Origin of the sequence: Flavobacterium sp. XN-5, assembly GCF_008033395.2 — a bacterium.
Lineage (GTDB): Bacteria > Bacteroidota > Bacteroidia > Flavobacteriales > Flavobacteriaceae > Flavobacterium > Flavobacterium hiemivividum.
The window spans coordinates 249,941-274,349 of record NZ_VOGZ02000003.1 but is presented as its reverse complement, the minus strand read 5'-3'; the positions used below and the strand labels follow the sequence as shown (position 1 = coordinate 274,349).

Below are 24,409 nucleotides of genomic sequence, written 5' to 3'. Positions count from 1 at the left end.
TTTTTTCAAACCATCGATATGTCCAGCATAAACTCTTTGGCAGATTTACTAGTATCTATATTTAATTTTTTTCGCAATCTATGTCGTGCCACTTTTACAGAGGTTAATGAAATTCCAAAAAGTGTTGCTATATGCTGAGAAGAAAAATCGATTAAAATTAGAGCACACAATCTAATTTCACGTTCGCTTAATAAAGGATATTGTTGCTTTAAACTTTTAATGAATCGAGGATGAACCTGATTAAAAAGAGTATAAAAACTTTCCCAATCTGCATCAAGTATGAAGCTATCATTTATATGATCTACTATATCCACCAAATTCTTTTTATCAATAATTTTATTTTTTAATTCCACTTTCAGTTTATCTTTTATATCGGTAAGCAAATTATTTTTATGCATGGCTCGTAATGTATTATTAGTAAGCTCATCTATTTTAAAATGCAATTCGTCTTCTAATTTTTTCTGTTTTAGCACTTGATTTTGTTTTTCAATCTCTAACATCGAAATCTTGCTTTGAGAAATACTTTGCTCCTGCTCTTTCACTTCAATCGTTTTCAAATCAAGAAGCTTCTGAAGCTTTTCTTTTTGCTTTTTTATAGATGATGTCCTTAAGCGATACACAAAAATTAGCATCGAAATAAAGCCTACACCTAGAAAGAATTTAACTAACGATCTTTGCAAAAAAGAAGGTCTAATATTCAAGTTTAGTGTAGAGTATTTGTCGCTCCACAATCTTGCATTATTAGAAGCCCTAACTCTAACCTGGTATTTACCTGGATCTAAATTAGAGAAGGAAATTTTATTTTGACCTCCTAGGTATTGCCATTCCTTATCTAAGCCAACAATGAGATATTGATAGTTAACACTGCTTTTTGAATACAATTCTGAAGAAGCAAAGTTTATATTCAGTAGTTTATTGTTAGGTTCTAGCACCACGGTATCGCTTGATAATTCTGAATAAGAATAATTTACTTCCGTTGTTTCATTTACTGCTTTAACTGAAGAAAAGTAAACATTTGGAAAATAATTTTTGTACTGAAATTTTGAAGGATTAAAATACGACAATCCGAATACACCTGCCATTAATATTTTTCCCGAGGAGTCCAAACTTGCAGCACCGCCATTAAATGGAAAGATACCATCTACAAGCCCAAAATTAGTTACATTATTTTTCAAATTTATTCTCGTCAATCCCACATTTGTACTTAGCCAAGTATTCTTTTGATGATCTTGTAAAATGCCACGTATTATTCCTCCATTAATTTTATCTCCATTAATAACCTTTTCAAATTTACCGGTTTTTCTATCATATTTACTTAGTCCATGCCCATGGGTTCCTATCAAAACAGAATAATCGTAGGTTTCTCCTATTGACAATATGTCACTACTAGATAAGGAATTAACATCATTCTTATTTTGTTTATAAATACTCCTTACAAAACCATTTCCCTTCTTATCGTATTTAAATAGACCGTTAGTCGTTCCAATCCACATAGAATTAGCAATATCTTTATAAATACAAGTTACATGATTTGAATTTGAAGAAGTTTGCTTTGATAAATTAATTTTGTTAATTAATTCCAACTTTTTATTATAAATAGTGATCCCATTTCTATGACCCACCCATATATTTCTATCACCATCTTCTGCTATGGCAAAAACACCTTTTAGATCTTTACTTTGAGGCAAGTCTATAAATTTATCCTTTGTTAAATCATAAACGTTCACCCCTTCTCTAAGTGTTCCCACCCAAAGTCTTTTAGTATTATCCTCAAAAAGTGAAAGGACAATATTTCCTTTAAAGCTAGAATTAGATGTTTTGCTTGAAAATATAGTTACAGTCTTTGTAATTGGGTTATATCTACGAAGACCTGCTCTACCTGCTGACAACCAAATATTCTTAAAGCTATCTTCGATTACTCTCGATCCTTGAGGGTCTTGAGCTAAAAATTTAAAATTTTTGGCGGGTATATTTTTTACTCTATAATTATTACGAAAAATAGATACTCCACCATGTACTGTCCCTAATAAAATAACATCATTTAGCCCTGGCTGTATGTCAGTAACTGAGTTATCAGAAATAGAAAACTCATTACCAAAATCATACATATAATAGTTAAAACTATTCTTAGCTTGATCATATAGATTAAGCCCTCCTCCATCAGTACCAATCCAAACATTTTTTCCTTCGGTATATACTTTTGTAGTGACATTATTATTGATGGTTTGTCCATCTATACTTTCGTCTTTATAAAAATGTTTACTAGTGTTATTTTTAGTATCGTATCGAAAGAGTCCATCACCGTTTGTTGCAATCCATAAATGACCAAAATTATCACTTGCAATATCATTTATAAATAGGCTACTACTCAATTTTAAAAAGCTAGAACTCTTAATAATATTATTTTCTATGTTCAAAATTTCACCTCTATTTGTAGCCAACCAAAACCTCGAATTAGAATCTTTTACTATCTTAATAACATTTCCATACTTACTATCTTTCTTTAAAAATTTAATTGATTTCTCAAAAATCCGCCCTTTTTCATCTACCTTAAACTTAATCAAATAATCTCCCTGCCCACTTATTAAAAGTTCATTTTTTTGCACTTGTAAAACACACAAAACATTAGAATCAAATAATTTATTTACCTTTTTAATATCGGATTTAATTTTAACAAAACCATCTTTTTCTTTATTAAAAAGATAAAGCCCAAACTCTGTAGCGACCCAAATATTGTTATATGAATCTTCAAAAAACTGATTAATACCATTATTTTGATCTAAATGATACGCTTTAGTATTCTCTCCATCAAACCTATTTATTGCAATTTTATTCCCAACCCAAAGAGCTCCCTCAGAATCCTGAATTACTGCAGTAACCTTATTCTCTGATAAACCATGATGGGAAGTAATGCGTTTAAATCTTACAACATCTGTTTGAGAATGTAAAATAGTTCCTGGCATGAGAAAAACACAAAAAATAATACTTAATAACCTTAATTGTAACACCATAACTTGACTCATTTAAACCTTCTGCGAATTAACAACTATATATTTAAAACTTAAAGATGTAACCTGAAAGTTTAAGATATGTAACCTTTATGTATACCTACAATATTAACAATAATTTAGTATATCATATAAATTTGTAATCAATAATTTTTATTGCATTAATAATTATTCTGTTAAAATTATAGTAAATAGATTCTGTTTTCATTTGATATAACACCACAATTGTGTTTAAAGTCAGACTGAAAATTCACTTTTTTAAAAAAGTAAAATAACAATTCAAAACAAGTAGATAAATGATCCCTTCAAATACATAAGATAATAATACCGAGAAAATTTAGGTAAGACTGAATAACTATTAAACTTTAAAACAACCAAATTCAATTCATTTTTTAAACCAACTTAAAATCAAATTTATGAGCAAAAGAATTTTGATACTATCATTTCTTTTTATTATTATGGCTAGCAGTACTTTGTTGGCACAAATAAAAGAGGTAACCGGGAAGGTTACAGATGAGAAGGGATCGCCTATACCTGGCGTAAATGTTCAGATTAAAAATACCTCCAAAGGGACGTCAACTGATTTTGACGGGAAATACAAATTAGAAGCCAAAAAAGGTGATGTATTGTTTTTTGCTTATTTAGGCTTTAGCAATCAACAAAAGACAGTGGGTACAGATCAGGTGATCAACGTATCTCTTAGGGAGGATGCCCAACAATTAGATGATGTTGTTGTGGTGGGCTATGGTTCTATGCGTAAAAAAGATCTTACCGGGGCTATTGTTTCGTTAAAACCAAACCGAGATGAAGCTGCAATTGCCACGTCTATTGATGACTTACTGCAAGGGAAAGTGGCTGGTGTCAGCATATCTACAGGAGGTTCTACTCCTGGATCGGCTGGTTCAATCACTATTCGTGGCGCTAATTCCTTGCAAGGAGACAGTCAACCTCTATATGTCATTGATAATGTTCCGCAATCTTCTACTTCACAAGGCATGCGTAATTCAAGTGGAGATTATCAACCTCCGCTAGATCCTTTGGCTGGTATAAACCCTAATGACATTGAAGACATTCAAATCTTAAAGGATGCCTCTGCAACAGCTATTTATGGTTCACGTGGTGCTAATGGTGTTATTCTAATTACTACCAAAAAGGGCAAAGCAGGTAAAGCAACTATTCGTGTAAGTGCAAATTTTTCTATGGCAGAAGCAACAAAATTTTTAGATCTTATGAATCTTAGAGAATATGCAACTTTCTGGAATACTAAATACCCAACTGACCAACGATTTATTATTGGTGACCAGATAATATACTCATATGTTGGTGCGAACACAGATGGACCAAATACTCTCAAGCAAACTCTACTTACCGATAGAGATTGGCAAAGAGAAGTAACAAGAGCAGCTTTATCTCAAGATTACAATTTGAATATAAATGGAGGATCTGAAAAAACTAAATATAGCTTTTCTACTTCATATAAAAACGTAGAAGGTATTGTTAAAAATACTGGATTGAGACATGGAGATTTCCGCCTAAATTTAAATTCTGATATCTCAGATAAACTATCAGTAGGTTTTCAACTTAGTGGATTCCTAAGACAAAACAGCATGATGTCTGGAGGAAATACCACTGGTAGAGTTTCTGGAGCAATTATACCTACAGCGATAAATACTGCTCCTTATTTCAGACCTACTGATGATGTGACTTTTGGAAACGACGTAGATACTAGAGCTACTGTATTAAGTTGGCTTACAGATTATGATGATATTAACAATGAACACCGTTTTTCGGGATCTTTCAATGCTGATTATAAAATTACAAAGGGCCTAAAATATACTTTTAGAACTGGAGGTAACCTAAACAATGTGGAAAAAACAAATTGGTATGATTTAGGATTGTATACTGGTTTTAACTACAATGGTCAATTGACCGTGGACAGATTAAAACGTAACAACTATAATGTTGAAAACCTTTTGTTCTATAATAAATCTTTTGGTGCAGTAAATATAGACGCCACTGCAGGTGTAACTTACGATGTTTACAATTTGTCAAGTACAGCTGAACTAGGAAGAAATTTTCCTTATAAAAATTTACGTACCAATGGAATTCACACTGCTACCACTCAACAAATTTTAAGTCCAGGACAAAGCGACTACCAATTGTTATCCTATTTGGCCAGATTTAATGCTTCGTTTTTTAATGGAAAATATGTTCTTACTGGTACTATGCGTGCCGATGGAACAAGTAAATTTAGCCCCGAAAATAGATGGGGATATTTCCCATCATTTGCCTTAGCATGGAACGTAGCTCAAGAGAACTTTATAGCAAACAACGCCGATTGGTTGTCCCAGTTTAAACTACGTGCTGGATATGGAGAAACAGGAAGTCAAAATATAAGTCCTTATTCAACTGTATTTGGATACGGAGCTATAGGTTCAGGTTATGCAACAGTTGCAGGAGCCCAACTACAAGGTTTAGGCGTTAATGGAATAAGTAACCCTGATATAAAATGGGAAAGCACAGCATCTTTAAATGGAGGAGTTGACTTTGGATTTTTTAATAGTAGAATTTCCGGATCGGTGGATGTTTATAACAAAACAACTAAAGATTTGCTAGTAAATATTTCTTTGCCAGGTTCTACAGCTTTCTCTTCAATTACAGTTAACAGAGGAGAAATCGAAAACAAAGGGATTGAAGCTCTATTAAATGTAGATATTATCCGTAAAAAAGATTTGAAATGGACTGTTGGCGGTAATATTGGATTCAACAAATCTACCATTAATAAAATAGGAAACACCCCGGGTGTATATGGTTCTTTAGGCACTGTAACAGCATTTCTAGGTAACACTGCAGGAGATCACTTTGGTCAAGCTAATATCTTTATGGAAGGTGAAGCTCCTGGTCTTTTCTACGGATTTAAAACCAATGGTATTGTACAACAAGCTGACACTTACGCAGTAGGTGCTCCTTTTGGAACTTCAGCAGCTCCAGGAAATCTTAAAGTGGTAGATGTGAATGGTGATGGTGTTGTAAATTTATCTGATAAAACCATTATTGGTGATCCAAACCCTGACTACACTTATGGATTCCAATCAAGTGTAAATTACAAGCAATTACGATTCTCAACTTCGTTTTCAGGTGTACAAGGAGGTGATATATTTAATGCCAACAACCGTTACAATAACTTAGCTAATTTTCAAAGTGGAGATAGAAACATGAACCCTGCAGCTATTGCAAATGCTTGGACAACTACAAACCCTTCAAATGTATATCCAGCTATTAATAGTAATATAGTTAATGGACATATCTATGATCGATATCTTGAAGATGGAAGCTACTTAAGATGTACAGATATTACTTTAGGTTATAGTTTCAAACAAGATATAGCTGGTCAATTAGGATTAAGTAGTATAGATCTATTTGCATCTGCAAAAAATCCTTTCACAATAAGTAATTACAGTGGTTATGACCCTACAAGTAGATCTTTCAACTTTGATCCATTAAGAAGAGGATTTGATCTTTATTCTTTCCCTGTACAAAGACAAATTATTCTAGGTGTAAATTTAACGTTTTAATAAAATAAATCATGAAAATAAAATTCAATATAATCAGCTTGATGATTGTTTTGGTATCAATCATCAGCACCACATCGTGTTCTTTAGAAGAAGATCCTAAATATAGTTTAAATTCTGAAACTGTTTTTAACAGTGAAAGCACAGCCGAGGCTGTTATAATGCAAAATTATGGTTGGCTAGGTGCTCAACCACTTTATGGTCAGTTTATACATGAAATAAACATAGCTAACGGAGTTTTTTGGTCTAAAACCGATGGGGATCGTCTAGAAAGATCAATAAAGTATGATTATTACCAAGAACATCCCCTTTTAAATTCTATGTGGACAGGGTTTTACAGGGTTATTTCAGAAGGTACTTACTTAGCAAAAGGATTGGAAGGATCTAGCCTTTCTCAAGCCTATAAAACCAGAGGTATTGCACATGCTCGATTTTTAAGAGGATTTGCATATTTTCAATTAGCTAATTTGTTTGGGAAGGCAGCTATAATAACAGAACCGCTCTCATCAACCAACTTACACACTCCTTTAAGTGAAAGAGCCCAAGTATATGAGCAAGCACTTAATGATTTAATATTTGCAGCAGAAAACTTACCAGCAACTGAAAGTATGAAAGGTTTGGCAACAAAAGATGCTGCTAATGCCTTTGTTGCTAAATGTTATTGGATGATGGCGAACCAATCTCAAGCAGATGGTAAAGATGCAACTGCATTATACACTTTGGCAAAAACGTACGGAGATAAGGCAATTGGAAAGTTTACATTATCACCTAAATTTTCTGATTTATGGCTTACCCATACTAACAATTTAGAATCTATATTCCAAATTAATTTTACTGACGCTATCGGTATCAATCTACGTACTTCATTTAATTTTGGTCCTACTGCTGGATCCTACGGTAGAATAGCGGCAGCTCAGCCATCTTTTGGAAATATCAAAATTGACAGAGCATTCTATGACTTGCATCGTGGTACTTACTCTGACGATCCTCGTTTGGCATCAACCTATTTATCGAAATGGGTTAACAACACTTCAGCTGCAACTCAAAATCAAACTTATTATGCATACCCGTTATATAATACTGGTACTGCAATTGCACCTGTTGTTTATGATATGTATGCTTCAGCACCTCGTAATGCTGGAAACACAGCAACGAATCCAGATTATAACTTTGCTGCTGGTACTACTATGCCTAATGGTCTTAGAAATCTTTGGAATAACACAAGTGTTGGTGATAGAAATATACATCCATTGAACAATAAAATGCTCTCTACAGTAATGGCTAATGCCCAATATGACCCTAAAAACTTGATCGTCTTTCGTTACGCAGATTTACTGCTATTAATGGCTGATGTCGAAAACGAATTAGGAAATGGTGGTCAGGCACTAACATACTTAAACCAAGTTTTAACCCGTGCAAGAACTTCAGTTGCAGGAGCTGTCTATCCACAAGTTCAAACTGCATTAAGCAAAGACGCGATGCGTGATAAAATCTTTTTTGAAAGAATGTTTGAATTGGCTGGAGAACCAAATTTGTTTGAAGATATCCGCCGTAGAGGAACAACTTACTTGAAAAAAGTAATGGAACTTCATAACAATAGTAAAAATATTCAATACAGAATCAATATTGAAGTTACCAATAATGTTGGAGGACAATACAAGGATTATCTCATTAATAATGGTAATCTTACTGAAGATTTCTTGAAAAAGAACTTACTGCTTCCTATACCTTTAGATGAGATCAACAATAATGACAAAGTATTTCCGGAGGATCAAAACTTTGGGTATTAATTCCGTATTTTAAACTTAATCTCCAAAAACGAAATGCTGGTAATAAGATGAGATGGATAAAATCAACACCATGGACATACAGTTATTTTTATCAGGGTATTGGTAGCTCTTTCTCTCATTTAAAAAGCTTCTTTTCCATGGTTACTTTACGATTAGGATTTTCAAAAAAACTGTCTATAACTTTACATAAAACTTACTATTGGTTCGTATTTTCTAAAATGGATTCCACAAAGCTATTTTCTTTAAATATGACTTAAAATGGTTTGTAAATTGTTCGGTCAAGGTTGCTTTACGGGATAAAGAGAAAAAATTCTCTTTATCCCGTTTTTTTTGTACATCTTAACTTGCGATTAATAATTTACAGTCAATTACCTAGTTGATTCTTATAGGTTGTACTTACTCTTTACGATTTGTGATATTTTCAGAATAAACTAAACCATTTAAGTTCCTTGTCTCTGCTAAGCTTGCATCTGTAAAGTTACTACCTTTCGAGTCGTATTTTATAAGTTTCTAAAGTAACAGCTGCAACTGGTGTTTCTATGAAATTAGAAAAGTGTAATGAACTAACGAAAATTTGGTCATTTGTAGACGAGAAAAAAACTGATTTAAACGGAAGAATAACTGATTTTTTAAGTTCAGCCAATTCAAATTTAGGTACTTATAAATTAACTTAATTCACAAGCGATTATTTTAAAAGAGATAATATGGAGAGTTTTTACCCTTTTATAGAAGTTGTTTTCCAAATTAAAAACCAACACCATTATCACGTTCCAATTACACTTTCTGCATTTGGTTATTCAACATATAGAGGAAATTAAATTACAAAAAAACAGTCGAGTAGACGGCTCCGCTAGAAACTAACGGAGCTCGACTCTCATACTACCTTACGTAAGGTTTTTATAATCTTTGAATAGCAAATTGATGGATATTAATTTGCTTGGAATTTACATCATTAATTGAAAGACTTTCTTCATAAACGTCAGTAAGTTCAATTGGCTACGACCTAAAATGATGTCGCATAAAGATCAATAAACTAAGATAAATCTTGGAACACCTTTATTTAGCGATCTTTTATTTTACCTACTTAGACACTCGCAAATTCGAGGGTTTTTTCATGCTCATTTTTTATTGATTCTTTTTTACTATCCTCTCTCCTTGTCCTCTTCTTTTCAATAGCTAACGATTCTTTAATAGCAGCCTGGGCAGCCGCTAAACGAGCAATTGGAACACGGAATGGAGAACAGCTTACATAATGCATCCCTACAGAATGGCAAAATTCAACAGAGGATGGTTCGCCTCCATGTTCTCCACAAATACCAATTTTAAGATTGGGACGGCTAGAAAGCCCTTTTTGAGTTGCCAAATGTATCAGTTTTCCTACCCCTTCTTGATCTAACACTTGGAATGGGTCCTGTTTTAGAATTCCTTTTTTTAGATAAAATGGCAGGAATTTACCTGTATCATCACGGGAATAACCAAAAGTCATTTGGGTAAGATCATTGGTACCAAACGAAAAGAATTCAGCAGATTCAGCAATTTTATCAGCCATTAGAGCTGCACGTGGAACTTCAATCATACTTCCAATCAAATATTCGATACGATCATTACGTTCGGTAAAAATTTTTTCAGCTGTTGCAATAACGATCTGTTTCTGCATTTCCATTTCAGTAAGAGTTCCTGTAAGGGGAATCATAATTTCAGGATAGGTTTTAATGCCTTCTTTTTTCAAATTAATAGCTGCTTCAATAATAGCTCGTGTCTGCATTTCCGAAATTTCAGGATAGGTATTCCCTAAACGGCATCCACGGTGCCCTAACATTGGGTTGAATTCATGCAATGACTCAATTTTTTCTCTAACGGCTTTAATTGAAACTCCCATTTCTTCGGCCATTTGCTTTTGACTTTCTTCAGTATGTGGAACAAATTCATGCAATGGTGGATCCAATAAACGAACAGTTACTGGGAGACCTTCCATAGCCTTAAAAATTCCTTCTAAGTCATCACGCTGCATCGGTAAAAGTTTTGCAAGCGCAGTGCGGCGGCCAGCTTCATCATCAGCAAGAATCATTTCTCGCATGGCTTTTATTTTAATATCTTCAAAGAACATGTGTTCGGTGCGGCAAAGACCTATTCCTTTTGCTCCAAAATTACGTGCAATCTGTGCGTCTTGAGGGGTGTCAGCATTAGTACGAACCTCCAGACGAGCGTGTTTGTCTGCCAATGCCATTAGTTTGTCAAAGTCTTCATTGAGCACGGCCTCTGTGGTTGCTATTTTTCCTTGGTAAACTTCTCCTGTAGAACCGTTAAGTGAAATCCAGTCTCCTTCTTTCAAAGTAAGCCCGTTAATTTCAACTGTACGGGTCTTATAATCAATTTTTAAACTATCAGCTCCCGACACACAACATTTCCCCATTCCTCGGGCAACAACTGCAGCATGAGATGTCATTCCGCCTCTGGCGGTAAGAATCCCTTCGGCAACCACCATTCCTTTCAGGTCTTCAGGCGATGTTTCCATACGCACTAATATAATTTTATGGCCCTTTTTAGTCCATTCTTCTGCATCCTCAGCAAAGAAAACTATTTGGCCAGTTGCTGCACCTGGTGAAGCTGGTAAGCCCTGAGCAAGAACTTTTGCTGTTTTTAAAGCTTTTTTATCAAAAATAGGATGCAGCAGTTCGTCTAGCTTGTTAGGCTCAACGCGCAAAATTGCTGTTTTTTCATCTAGAAGATTTTCCTCATACATATCAACAGCCATTTTTACCATAGCAGCACCCGTGCGCTTCCCGCTACGAGTTTGTAGCATCCAGAGTTTTCCATCTTGAATGGTGAACTCAATATCCTGCATGTCCTTATAATGCACTTCCAGTTTTGTTTCAATTTCCATAAGCTCCTTGAAGATTTCGGGCATTGTTTCTTCAAGTGAAGGAAAATTACACACGCGGTCTTCTTCGCTCACAGCGGCCAATTTAGCCCAGCGTTTAGAACCCTCAAGGGTAATTTGTTGTGGTGTGCGAATCCCCGCAACAACATCCTCTCCTTGGGCATTAATAAGGTATTCGCCATTGAAAAGATCTTCGCCTGTACTAGCATCACGCGTAAAAGCAACTCCAGTAGCTGAGTTTATTCCCATATTCCCAAAGACCATGGCTTGGATATTAACTGCTGTACCCCATTCTTCAGGAATATTGTTAAGTTCTCTATAGTAAATAGCACGCTCATTCATCCAACTATTAAAAACGGAGGTAATTGCACCCCAAAGTTGTTCCCATGGATCAGAAGGGAAATCTTTATTTGTTACTTTTTTTACAACTTTTTTAAAACGAACAACCATTTCTTTCAAATCATCGGCAGTAAATTCGTTGTCGAGTTTCACTCCTTTTTCTTCTTTTAGCTGATCTATAATTTCTTCAAACGGATCCTGATCTTCCTTTGAGAAAGCTTTTACTCCCAGTACTACACTTCCGTACATTTGAACAAACCTACGGTAGGAATCCCACACAAAACGGGCATTAGCTGTTTTTTGGATTAATCCCTCAACTGCTTCGTCATTCAAGCCTAAGTTTAAAATGGTGTCCATCATTCCGGGCATCGAAGCTCGTGAACCGGAACGAACTGATACAAGGCAAGGATTTGAACTATTAGCAAATTGAGACCCCATTTGATTTTCAATATGGACAATAGCTTCTTCAACTTCGGTTTTGATCATTTTCAAAACAGTCTCTCTGCCTTCTTTAATGTATACTTTACACATCTCAGTTGTAATAGTAAATCCAGGAGGAACTGGTACTCCAATAAGATTCATTTCACATAGATTGGCTCCTTTGCCGCCAAGCAGATTCTTCATAGAAGCGTCACCCTCAGCACTTTTATTGCCAAAAGTATAAACGTTTTTTTTAAAATTAGTCATAAAAAATAATTATTAATAGGTGGTTAATTTGTTATTATAATATTTTACGCAATCGATATAGTAAAATAGATACAGTCCTTTATTGAATTGCAATTATTGAAAATGTTTATGTTGAAATAAAGAGGGCCGACTAACTAATACATCCAACCCTCAATAAATCCTACAAAAGAAAAAATAAAAAAAACTTTAATAATAGTATAACATAGTGTCTTAATACTGGATGAGAGAATATAATGAAACGAGCTCTTATAGTGCTTTTAGCATATAAAAAGCGTAATATCCATAACGCCATTAGAGAAATAGTTTAAACATTTTTTTTACACATAGTAATAGAAAATTAGTAAAATCTAAGTTTTTAATTCATCTTACAAAATTTACGCAATCGATATAGTAAAATTTAAAAGCAGTTTTATCAAATTGCGATTTTGAACAATGTTCATCTTGAAATAAAGAGGGCAGGCTAACTAATACTTTCAGCCCTCAATAAATCCTAAGTAAAAAAACTAAACTTTAAATACTATAAAATAGCAATCTATTTCTGAATACTGAGATGATTAAATGTCACTAAACTGTGCTTTTGGTATAAAAAAAAGCTGTTTTTTTCTATCACAAAAGCCAATTCCAACATACGCAGCAATAGCACTAATTTTCATGAGTTGCATAAATTGACTATTCCTTTGCTGCTAAATAGCGTTCCGCATCAAGTGCTGCCATACATCCTGTTCCAGCTGCTGTTATTGCTTGGCGATATACATGATCTGCAGCATCACCAGCTACAAAAACACCTGCTATATTAGTTTTTGAAGACCCTGCTATATTTTTAATGTATCCCGTTTCGTCAAGTGAAATGGAATCTTTAAAAATAGCTGTATTGGGTGTATGTCCAATAGCTACAAAGAAACCTGTAGCCCCAATCTCAATAGTTGTTCCTGTGGACTTGTTTAATGCTTTAACTCCGGTAACCATTTGTTCGTCTCCTAAAACTTCAACCGTATCATGATTCATTAAAATAGAGATATTCTCCGTTTTTCTAACGCGTTCTTCCATTATTTTAGAAGCTCTGAATTTCTCACTTCTTACTAACATGGTTACTTTCTTGCACAGTTTAGATAAATAATGTGCTTCTTCACAGGCCGAGTCGCCAGCTCCTACTATGACTACTTCTTGATTTCTATAGAAGAACCCATCACAAACTGCACAAGCAGAAACACCGCCTCCCATTTTTAAATAATGCTGTTCCGATGGTAATCCTAAATATTTCGCTGAAGCGCCAGTGGAAATAATTACTGTTTCACAATGTAATTCTTTAGTATCATTTATCCATACTTTATGCATCGGTTCAGAAAAATCAACTTTTGTTACCCAACCGTCACGGACATCAGTTCCAAAACGCTGCGCTTGCTCTTGCAACTGAACCATCATCTCTGGTCCCGTAACTCCATTTACATATCCAGGAAAATTTTCTACTTCATTTGTGGTGGTTAATTGGCCTCCTGGCTGGATCCCTTGGTATAAAACAGGATTCATGTTGGCTCTGGCAGCGTAAATAGCAGCAGTATAACCCGCAGGCCCAGAGCCAATTATTAAACATTTTACTTTTTCTATGGTGTTTGACATCTTTATAAATTAAACCAATCTTTGGTTATTTCTTTTTCTATATTAATATTGTTGTTATGTACGTAGTCATTCTTAACAGCATCATAGCGATAGTCTATTTTCCATTTTTCAAAGTTTTCTGCAACTTCACTGATAGCGTCACATACAAAAATAATTTCAGCATTAGTCATTGTTGGATGAATAGACATGCGGATCCATCCTGGTCTTTCGACCATACAACCTTCTAATATTTTCATTTCGATGCTTTTTGAAGTTTGCCGATCTACGTTTAATAAAAAATGACCATAAGTACCAGCGCAAGAGCAACCACCACGAGTTTGAACACCAAACCTGTCATTCAATAATTTTACAATTAAATTAAAATGAGCATCACTGATATAGAACGAGAAAATTCCTAATCTATCTTTGTGTTCTGATGCTAGAATTGTAAGATTTGGTACTTTAGATAGTTTATCGAAAATGATTTCATTCAATTCATGTTCGCGTTCCAAGATATTTTTAATCCCCATTTTTTCTTTCAATTGAATTGAAAGCGCAATTTTTATCGTTTGCAAAAATCCAGGTGTTCCGCCATCTTCTCTAGTTTCAATATCGTCAACATAATCGTGGTCTCCCCAAGGATTAGTATAACTTACGGTACCTCCTCCTGGATTATCAGGAACTATGTTTTTATATAACTTTTTATTAAAAATTAAAACCCCTGAAGTTCCAGGACCTCCCAAAAATTTATGTGGCGAAAAGAAAATCGCATCTAAATAAGCTCCTTTCTCTTCTGGATGCATATTGATCTCAACATAAGGAGCCGAACAAGCAAAATCAACAAAACAAAGCCCGTCATGTCCATGAATGATAGTGGCAATTTTATGATAGTCGGTTCTAATACCAGTTACGTTAGAGCAAGCCGTTACCGACGCAATTTTAACGGGTCTGTTTTTATATTGAAGTAAAAGCTTTTCAAAACTTTCAAAGCAAATTAAACCCGAATCATGGCAAGGAATAATCTCAACATCGGCAATGGTTTCTAACCAAGACGTCTGATTAGAATGGTGCTCCATGTGGGTAATAAAAACAATGGGTCTTAACTCATCAGGTATAATGGTATGCCCTTTCAAATTTTCGGACACTTTTAATCCTAATATTCGTTGCAGTTTATTGACAACTCCTGTCATACCAGAACCTTCGGTGATTAAAACATCATCTGAATTGGCATTTACATGCTTTTTAATTATTTCTCTTGCATCATGGTAAGCCATCGTCATAACAGAACCCGTTATTGACGTTTCTGTATGCGTATTGGCCACAAATGGACCAAATTGATTCAGTAATTTATCCTCAATAGGATGATATAATCTACCGCTTGCGGTCCAGTCAGCATAAATAATTTCTTTTTCACCGTACGGTGATTTAAATTTCTGCTGAAGTCCAACAATTTCTTCTCGGAATTGTTGAAAATAAAGTTCTAATTCAGAAACCTTGTTGTTTTTTTCAATTGTAAGCGGAGCCAACTCTTTTGAAAAAATATTTTTTAAAAAACTCATAATCAATACGTTAATTTCAATATCTTCTAAATAAACACTCTAGCTTTTAAACTAGAGTGTTCTATAAACAGTACTCATTTAGCTATTATTTTATTAGTTCATCCAATAGCGCTTTCAATTCTTTGGACGAAGGTCTGGGAGCATCTGCCGAAACAATATTCCCAACTGGATCAATCAAGATAAATCGTGGAATACCGCTGATTTTATAGTCTTTAACAAATTGAGAAGACCAGTTTTTATCAGAATACAACTGCACTCCTGATAATTCATTTTCTTTCACCATTTGCTTCCATTTACCATGATCTTTTAATTCATCGACTGAAATACTTACAAATTCAATATTTTTTGAATGATATGTTTTTTCTATTTCCTTCAAAAATGGGATTTCTCCTTTACATGGACCGCACCAGGTAGCCCATACATCAATATACACGTACTTGCCATTTAAATCCTCTAACGAGGTTTTGCCTCCGTTATAGTTTTCATATCCAATGAATTTTGGAGCCTTGGCACCTTTAACCAAAACTGTTTTTAAGTAATGATTATCATTATAACTTTCTGAATAATATTTTACGATAGCGCTAACATCCTTTTTCTCTTTTTCGATAAAAATAGAGTCTAGTGTTTTTGCCTTAGTTAAAGAAGTCGTTAGGATTTGACTTCCTTCACTCACTTTTTTATCAAAACCAATCTTATCTAATTCAAATAAAGAATCATCAGCAAAAAACGTATTCAATAAAAGGTTTTTTGATGCCAAATAATTATTGGCCTCAGCCCCCATTCCTTGAAAAACAATAGATCCATCAAACTCTTTGGTGTCTAGTGTAAGCTCTAATTCATATCCATTCTTTAAATAAAGATTAAGTGCTTCGGTGCCATCTGACAAGCGATAATAGCCCGCTTCTACTTTTAATGTATCTGAGAAAGTACCATCCTGTTTAACCTGAATTTTTTTTGAAAATGATCGCGACTGTATCATCAAAAAATCAGAAGTAGGATTCGTGATTTTACCGGTAACTGCTACATAATCCTTTACCGGAACTACATTGAATGCCAACCCTATAAATGCAATACTTAGTATATAAAATATTTTTTTCATTTCTACTTTTCATTAAAGTTAGCTACTCCTGTTTTTAACCAGTTGTGGTATTCTTCAGCGTCTGGAGTGTAACCCACAGGATCAATTAAATTTTTACCTTCGTGATCTGTCAACACATAAAATGGCTGAGCATTTGCCTTGTATTTTATGGTTTGGAATTCACTCCATTTTTGCCCCACGTATTTTAATTTTTTTCCTGGTCTTAGCTTAGAATCTATTTCTTCACCTGCAGGAAGTGGTCTTTTGTCATCTACATATAAAGAAATAAGCACTACCTCGTTTTTTAGGATTGCTAAAATCTGGTCTTTTGGCCAAACTTGTTGCTCCATTTTTCGACAGTTTACACAAGCATATCCAGTGAAATCTAGCATAACTGGTTTGTTTACTTTTTTTGCGTAAGCCATCCCTAAATCATAATCATTAAAAGCGATAATATTATGTGGTGCCATTAGATGTGCGCCTTCTGGAATTTCGGCAACGGCTGCTGTACCACCACCACCTTGCGAAGAACCTACTCCATAAGGGGATTCACTATAATGCTGGGCTGGTGGAAAAGCACTTATCAAGTTTAGAGGTGCACCCCATAAACCTGGAATCATATAAATAGTAAACGTTAATGTTAGTAAACCTAAACATAGTCTTCCTACTGAGATGTGCGTTAAAGGAGAATCGTGTGGTAATTGTATTTTTCCAAAAAGGTAAAATGACAAAGCTCCAAAAATAGCAATCCAAATCGCTAAGAAAACTTCGCGCTCTATCAAGTGCAATTGTAGAACTAAATCAGCATTCGATAAAAATTTAAATGCCAAAGCCAATTCTAAAAATCCTAATACCACTTTTACGGTATTCAACCAGCCACCAGATTTTGGCAATGAATTCAACCATCCTGGAAAGGCTGCAAATAATGCAAACGGTATGGCTAAGGCCAAAGAAAAACCTAGCATTCCAACGATAGGTCCAACTTGATTTCCGCCCGCTGCTGCTTGAACTAATAAAGTACCAACGATAGGTCCTGTACATGAAAAAGAAACAATTGCTAAGGCCAAGGCCATAAAGAAAATCCCAATTAATCCACCTTTATCTGCTTTTGTATCTACTTTATTTGCCCATGAATTAGGAAGCATGATTTCGAAAGCTCCTAAAAAGGAAACCGCAAAAACAACTAACAGCACAAAGAAAATAACATTAAACCATACATTAGTAGAAAGTGCATTCAAAGCATCAGCTCCGAAAACAGCACTGACGATTGAACCTAATAATACATATATAATCACAATTGACAATCCATAAATGATTGCGTTTTTGATTCCAGTAGCTCTGTTTTTACTTTGTTTAGTGAAGAAACTCACCGTCATAGGAATCATAGGAAACACGCAAGGCGTTAATAAGGCTGCAAATCCAGAAAAGAAAGCGATAACAAATATGGCTAACAAGCTTCTATCTGACGATTTTTTCTCTTTACCATCAACCGTTTTGTCAGCAACATCACCTTTAACTACTGTTTCTGCAATAGTATCAGTAGCAATTTCTTCTTGTATAATCGTGTCAGTTACCACTACTTTTTCTACAACAGGAGCTACTATTTTTTCCGTTTTGTCAACTTCGACTGGTATTTCAGCAACCACTATTTTAGTTTCAGGAATCTGAAAATTAAGATCTGCGTAGGTAGGCGGTAAACAATTTGCATCATCGCAAACCATAAATTCTACTTCTCCCGAGATTTTAAAAGCTTTATTTGAAAGTACTTTGATACGCTGTTTAAAAACGGCTTTGTTTTCAAAATATTTAATTTTCATATTAAATATAGGATCATTAACAGTATGCCCTTTTTCTTCTGAAGGTTTTCCAACCAACTCAAAACTAGGATTTTTAGGAAAAGTAAAAGCTGTTGGAATCGGACCACCGTCGGGAACGTTTTGAGAATACAAATGCCAGCTATCATCTATGGTAGCCTGGATTACTAAATCATAAGTAGTACCTGAGACAGCCACAACCGAAGTCGCCCATTTCACGGGCTTGTGTATTTGAGAAAAAGTAGTAGCACTTAAGATAAAGGCTAACAGTATTAATAATTTCTTCATTAGATTATAATTTAAGGGATAGATTTAATAAAATAGGGCCATTATTCAATGACCCTAAATTTACTTTCGTTGTTTGTGTACTAATTCAAAATACTTAATAGAAACTAAGTAATAACGAAAGATGCTTTTACTATTACTTTGCGGGTTTAAATACGATTTCAAAACTTTGTGAATCATTCATCATTTGCTTCACAAACTTTTGAATGTCCTTTGGCGTAATTGTATTTATTAGATCTACATTGTTTTTAGTGTCGTTTCTATTATATCCTTCAATAAGGTAATCATAAAGCACGTCCAACTCGTAATTAGTATATTCTTTTTCTTCTTTTAGATCTTTTAGATCTTTTAGATAACTAGTAAGTGCTTTGTTTAAATCTTCTTTATCGATTGTACCATTTTTAATTTTATCAATTTCTTGATGAACGATAGAAATTAATTTATCTGCTTTCTCAGGATCACAATCAAAATAAACATAAAAACTAGCTAACTCTGTAGGTCTTTTACTTAAAATACTATACACACTCGCTCCATAAGTTCCGCCTTCTTGCTCTCTTAATGTTGCCATTAATCTAAGTTCAAGAATGTCTTGAAAAGCCTTTATGATGTATTTGTTTTTTAAACTGTATTTAAATGGTTTTTTAAAAGCAATACGTACTGTAGCTTTAGGATCTTCCATGGTCATGAAAACATCCTTTTTATTGGTATCTTTTAACCACTCAACTGAATTATCCTGCCATTTTTCCTTTTTCGTAGTGGTAGGCAAACTTGCTATGTACTTTTCCAATAAAGGTTTTAAAGTCTCTTTTGGGATATCTCCAACAATAAGAAATGCAAAATCAGAAGGATTGTTAAAACGATCCAGATATATTGATTTTATTTTTTCAAAAGAAACTTCTTTTAAATATTTTTCATCGAATAGACGTTTTTTAGGATTGTTATATCCGTACAAAGTTGTGGTAATGCTATCTTCCATTTTATAAGCAATTCCACCTTTTCTTTGAATCAAAGTATTGTCTAGATTGTTTTGTAACACTTTAAAACTACTTTGATCAAAACGTGGTTTTACAAACTGTAAATGCACCATTTGCAACAAGGATTCAATATCCTTAGTTGTGGTCATACCTGAGATGTTTTCTTCTAATTCAGAAATACCTACTCTTGCATTCACATTTTTTCCTGCCAAAACCTTTGCCAAATCGGTTGCGCTGTATTCTCCTAAACCAGACATTCTCACTAAACCACCTACCATTGCTGCTGACGGGAGATCAGCATCTTTTATAACAGAATTTCCTCCAAAGCTAACTGCTTCAAAAAGCACATTGTTTTTTTCGACATCACTAAATTTATAATCCACAACTACTCCGTTGCTTAAAACAAATCTCGTTGAACCTAATTCTTTGATATTTTTTTCAGAAACAATTTTCCCAGCTTTGATCTCAAGACCTGAAATCAGTGTTTTTCCAACAAATTCATCAGTATATGCAACAAGAGTAGTGTCATTCTCTACTTCGTTAACAATTTTAAGAGCTTCATCTTGAGAAAGATTATTTTCACCCTCTACTCCTGTAACGTCTAAAACGCGATTTTCGGCAGTATAAAGCTTTTTGATGAAGTCTTGTAAATCTGAAGCTTTCAATTGATCAAACATCAGCTTAACAAGCTCATATTCTTTTGCCATATCAGTCATTGCCTCATTTTCTAAATAGTTTTTCTGAATGGTATTAACTATTTCTGCGTGCGGTGTCTGATCTATTTTAGTAATTTTAGTTTGGTAAAAATTATTATAAATAGCAATAGTTCTGTCAATTTCAGCTTGGCTGAAGCCAAATTTAACTGCTCTATTTAATTCTTCTAAAGCTACTTTGAAAGCTTGGTGTTGCATATTAGGTTTTGGCGAAATCATCAATCCAAAATTATTTTTTGCTCTAGCAAAACTTTGAAAACTAGCGCTTGCCGAAACAAAAGGCGCATCTGGTTTTTGAGAGATTTCTCTAAGTCTTGAAGACAACATTCTACCCACCATTCCGCTGTACAAAGATTCTCTTAAGTCGGCAACCGTTTCATCTTTCAATGATTTTGGGTGATTAATAGTGAAAGAGATATTTGAAGTCGCTACTTCCTTATCAGTCCCTAAGTTATAAAGCATTGCTTTGTTATCAGGAATTTGTACATTAAACCTTTCCAATGGATTTTTTATTGCAGGAATTGGCGAAAACAATTTTACTATCTTTTGTTCCATTTCGGCAATATCAAAATCACCAACCACCGCTATAGCTTGTAGGTCTGTTCTATACCAATCGTGGTAGAAATCTCTTAATGTTTTGTATTTAAAAGTATCAATAACGCTCATTAAACCTATCGGCATACGATCAGCATATATGCTATTGTTAAACATCGTAGGCAATGAATTTTTAAAAAGTCGCATATATCCATTTTGCCTCGTTCTCCACTCTTCTTTTATCACGCCGCGTTCCGCATCAATTTCAGCATCAGTAAGTAATAATCCATCTGCCCAATCATGTAAAATCAATAATGACGTATCTACTAGACCAGGAACATTTGTTGGAATATTGTCCATATTATATACTGTTTCGTCAAAAGCAGTATAAGCGTTGATGTCTTTTGCAAAGACAGCTCCATGTTTTTGAAGTGTATTTAGAACACCTTTACCAGGAAAATTTTTAGTTCCGTTGAAAGCCATATGTTCTAGAAAATGCGCCAGACCTTCTTGTCCATCCTTTTCTAAAACTGAACCTACATTTTGAATGATATAATAGCTCGCTACATTTTTTACTACATCAGTTTTATAAATATAATACGTCATCCCGTTTTTAAGGACTCCTTTTTTTATTCTAGAATTCTCCGGAAGCGGATCATTCAAATTAAGTTCTTGTGCGTTAACAGTGCATGCGACAAGAAAAAAAGAAAAAATAGTTAATAGATTTTTCATGTTTAATTTAATAGTTATGGTTGTATATCTTATTTAGAAGTTTCCTTCCTTTGGTTGATAAGTGGTTTTGGTAGCGAAACAAGATTTAATGATACAAATGATTCATTTACCATCTTCTTTTAAAATAAATTTTTAAGAGAAAAGGTATTCGAAACACTTCAGGGTAACCAATGAAAATTTTTTTGATTTAATTTGAAATGTAATTTAAAACTAGAGAACTTAAATACTCTAGTTTTAAATCAACATTTTATAAAAAGCTAGTTTTTTACTTTCAAAAAACTACATATCTAATGAGTTCAATAGATCTGTTAATTCAGGTTCAGAAGGTCTAGGTGCATCAGAATTGATAATTTTACCTTGTTTGTCTAATATGATAAAACGAGGAATTGCTTGAATATAATACCCTGCAATAAATGAAGATTCAATTTCTTTATCAGCCAGAAGATGAATTCCTGATAAGCCTTCGGCTATAATCATATCACGCCATTTTTGTTCATCTTTCAAACGGTCTATTGATATGCTGACAAATTTTATGTTTTTGCCATGAAATTCTTTTTCTACTTTTCCTATAAAAGGGAACTCATATTTGCAAGGCCCACACCATGTTGCCCAAACATCAATAAAAACATAACTACCTCTAAAATCCGAAAGCGAAGACTTTCCTCCATCATAATTGATATAATTTTTAAAATCTGGCGATTGCTTACCAGCTCCTAACTCACTTTTGTTTCTCTGTGCGTCAGCATATTGCTGTATAATACCTTTTTTTAACTCTTCGAACATTTTTAGTTGAGAATTAACAAATGAAGGATCAAGCTCTGATTTTTTTTGCTCGAGCGCTGTCTTAAAATCAGTAGTAAACTTATTAATTTTAGCATCAAATACTTCTTTATCTACATTTAAAAAAGCAATGTAATCAGCTCCATACAATTCGCCTTCTAGTTTAGATTTGGTTCTTAAGAAAGCATTTTCTTTTTCTCCTTTTCCTTTAATAGTAAGACTTTTAGAAACATTTTTAGCATCAAAATTAATTTCTAAATCCATATCATTAGCAAGGTAAAGACCGAAAAATTTGTCATAAAAGGTATTAAAAAAAGCAGGTTTATCTAATTTAATGGTGTCTCTATAAGTTCCGTCAGCGGCAACTTTAATGGTAATTGCTTTTGAACTAACTGGATCAAAAAGTCTTACGCCTAGTCCTTCAATTGGATTTTCAATTTTTCCGTGAACGACTACATAGTCTTTTTGTGGTATTACTTCTTGGCAGGAAAGCAAAACAAATAGTAATGCTAACAATGATAAATTTTTCATTTTGTGGTATTTTAAAATTAATAGTTAAAACAGGAACGGTGTACAATTCTTATGAATATTATATAATCACAGCTATATATTACACCGCTCCTTTTAGAATTTGTCACTGGCTTAATAACCTTTATTTTGAATAATTGTATTATTACCTGTAATAACATCCAGAGGCATAGGTAACACAAACTGATTTTCGGATACTAATGAAGCTTTTACAGCTGAGGCAGTTAGATTTCCTTGTGAATGATAACGAACAATATCAAACCAACCTTCACCGTTTTCGAAGAAAAGTTCCAATAATTTTTCGTTGCGTATGTCTTCTAATAAAGTTGCCTTAGTAGTAAGAACTTTTGCAGTAACTCCGGCACGATCTCTAATTTCGTTAAGTCGTCCCAATGCGTCTGCTAAATCCCCACCTGTTCTACGTGCTTCTGCTTCTGCCTTAACTAAATATATTTCAGCAAGGCGTAAATGATACAATGTATTTCCCTGAGAAGATATTTGATCTAGAAATGGATATTTTCCATTACCGTTAGATTTTTTTGTAGTGTTACTGTAAGCAAACGAGAAACGTGGGTCATAACCCGAGCCAGCACCAGATAAACTACCATTAGTTGAAGTTCCTACTTGAGCATCGGCTAAAGTTCGCAATGACTGACTGTAAGTCGTTCTGTTTACTTGGCTCATTTGCGTTTTCCCTTCATTATCAGGACCAGTAAATGGTGCGAAAATAACTTCTGACGAGTTAAAACTATTGCTAAAGATATCAGCATAGTTGTCTTCTAAAGCATAACCTTCACTATTGTTGATCACTTCTTCTGCTAATGTTGCTGCCTCAGTAAATTTCTTTTCGTACAAATATACTTTAGACAATAATGCTTTGGCCGCAAGGCTTCCTGAGTAGAAATGCTCCACATAAACAGGTCCATTTGCTGCAGCAAAAATCAAGTCATCTTCGATTTGCTTGTACACCTCTGCAACGGTATTTCTAGGTTTAGCTTCAAGTTTTGTTGAAAAAGTTGTTTTTAAAACTATTCCGTAAGTTGAGTTTAAATTATAAAACTCTCCAAAATAACGCAGTAAATTAAAATGTGTAAAAGCACGTTGAAACTTAGCCTCAGCAAGCATCTCTCCTTTTTTCGTTTCAGAAATACCAATAGCCTTACCTGCTTCTAACTCCTGAATTAAAAAATTACAGGAATTAATAATCTTATAATGACCGTTATACAAATTTCCTAAAAAGACATTATCAACAGGAACTTCATTAACATTGAAGCCTTTACTACCGCTCAAAACTCCTGAAATTGTACCTTCATTACCCAAAGCTGCTAAATGCAATGGAAAAAAACTAACATCAAACTCTCTTCCTAAATCGTAAACACCATTAAGAACCATCTGAGCCGAAGCTTCATCTCTTACTGTGTTTTCTGTTGTTAATTTATTTTGTGGTTTTATGTCGTCAATGTTACAGCTAGTAATTGTTGCTGCAATTGCAAAAATTAAAACAGTATTTATTTTTCTTATATGTTGTTTCATCTGTAC

11 protein-coding genes and 1 pseudogene are annotated in these 24,409 nt (G+C 34.0%); 3 read left to right on the top strand and 9 right to left on the bottom strand.

Annotated elements, in window-relative coordinates; genetic code table 11:
• Window positions 1-5: 5 nt before the first annotated feature.
• Window positions 6-3,011 carry a two-component regulator propeller domain-containing protein gene (locus tag FQU23_RS08375; RefSeq protein WP_165425745.1) on the bottom strand — a complete coding sequence of 1,002 codons (3,006 nt, stop codon included), beginning with the start codon at window positions 3,009-3,011 and terminating at the stop codon, window positions 6-8.
• Window positions 3,012-3,424: 413 nt separating this feature from the next.
• Here FQU23_RS08375 and FQU23_RS08370 point away from each other — a divergent pair, with 413 nt between their 5' ends.
• The 3 genes and pseudogenes from FQU23_RS08370 to FQU23_RS16185 form a co-directional block, all read left to right on the top strand.
• Window positions 3,425-6,583: a SusC/RagA family TonB-linked outer membrane protein gene (locus FQU23_RS08370; protein WP_147673464.1), complete on the top strand. Its 3,159-nt coding sequence runs from the start codon at window positions 3,425-3,427 to the stop codon at window positions 6,581-6,583.
• Window positions 6,584-6,594: 11 nt separating this feature from the next.
• Window positions 6,595-8,370, top strand: coding sequence for a RagB/SusD family nutrient uptake outer membrane protein (locus tag FQU23_RS08365; RefSeq protein ID WP_147673463.1), 1,776 nt, complete (start codon window positions 6,595-6,597; stop codon window positions 8,368-8,370).
• A 689-nt stretch (window positions 8,371-9,059) separates the two neighbouring features.
• Window positions 9,060-9,188 (top strand): annotated as a pseudogene (locus FQU23_RS16185) (hydroxyisourate hydrolase); the annotation flags it as partial.
• 266 nt (window positions 9,189-9,454) lie between these two features.
• Here the strand turns inward: FQU23_RS16185 and ppdK are convergent.
• From ppdK to FQU23_RS08320, 8 genes are all read right to left on the bottom strand, one after another.
• A complete protein-coding gene (gene ppdK / locus FQU23_RS08355; RefSeq protein ID WP_147673462.1) occupies window positions 9,455-12,277 on the bottom strand; it encodes a pyruvate, phosphate dikinase in 2,823 nt (940 codons plus the stop codon).
• Between the two features lie 669 nt (window positions 12,278-12,946).
• Window positions 12,947-13,894, bottom strand: a complete 948-nt coding sequence (gene trxB / locus FQU23_RS08350; RefSeq protein ID WP_147673461.1) for a thioredoxin-disulfide reductase — start codon at window positions 13,892-13,894, stop codon at window positions 12,947-12,949.
• A gap of 2 nt (window positions 13,895-13,896) precedes the next feature.
• Window positions 13,897-15,432, bottom strand: a complete 1,536-nt coding sequence (locus tag FQU23_RS08345; protein WP_147673460.1) for an aminotransferase class V-fold PLP-dependent enzyme — start codon at window positions 15,430-15,432, stop codon at window positions 13,897-13,899.
• A gap of 85 nt (window positions 15,433-15,517) precedes the next feature.
• Window positions 15,518-16,531 (bottom strand): TlpA family protein disulfide reductase, encoded by a 1,014-nt coding sequence (locus FQU23_RS08340; protein ID WP_147673459.1) that lies wholly within the window; start codon window positions 16,529-16,531, stop codon window positions 15,518-15,520.
• 2 nt (window positions 16,532-16,533) lie between these two features.
• Window positions 16,534-18,612 carry a protein-disulfide reductase DsbD family protein gene (locus FQU23_RS08335; RefSeq protein ID WP_147673458.1) on the bottom strand — a complete coding sequence of 693 codons (2,079 nt, stop codon included), beginning with the start codon at window positions 18,610-18,612 and terminating at the stop codon, window positions 16,534-16,536.
• 133 nt (window positions 18,613-18,745) lie between these two features.
• Entirely contained in the window at window positions 18,746-21,562 is a 2,817-nt protein-coding gene (locus FQU23_RS08330) for a M16 family metallopeptidase (RefSeq protein WP_147673457.1), read from the bottom strand.
• A 279-nt stretch (window positions 21,563-21,841) separates the two neighbouring features.
• Complete coding sequence (locus FQU23_RS08325; RefSeq protein WP_147673456.1) at window positions 21,842-22,873, bottom strand: TlpA family protein disulfide reductase; 1,032 nt, start codon at window positions 22,871-22,873, stop codon at window positions 21,842-21,844.
• Between the two features lie 111 nt (window positions 22,874-22,984).
• Window positions 22,985-24,403 (bottom strand): RagB/SusD family nutrient uptake outer membrane protein, encoded by a 1,419-nt coding sequence (locus tag FQU23_RS08320; protein ID WP_147673455.1) that lies wholly within the window; start codon window positions 24,401-24,403, stop codon window positions 22,985-22,987.
• Window positions 24,404-24,409: the final 6 nt, after the last annotated feature.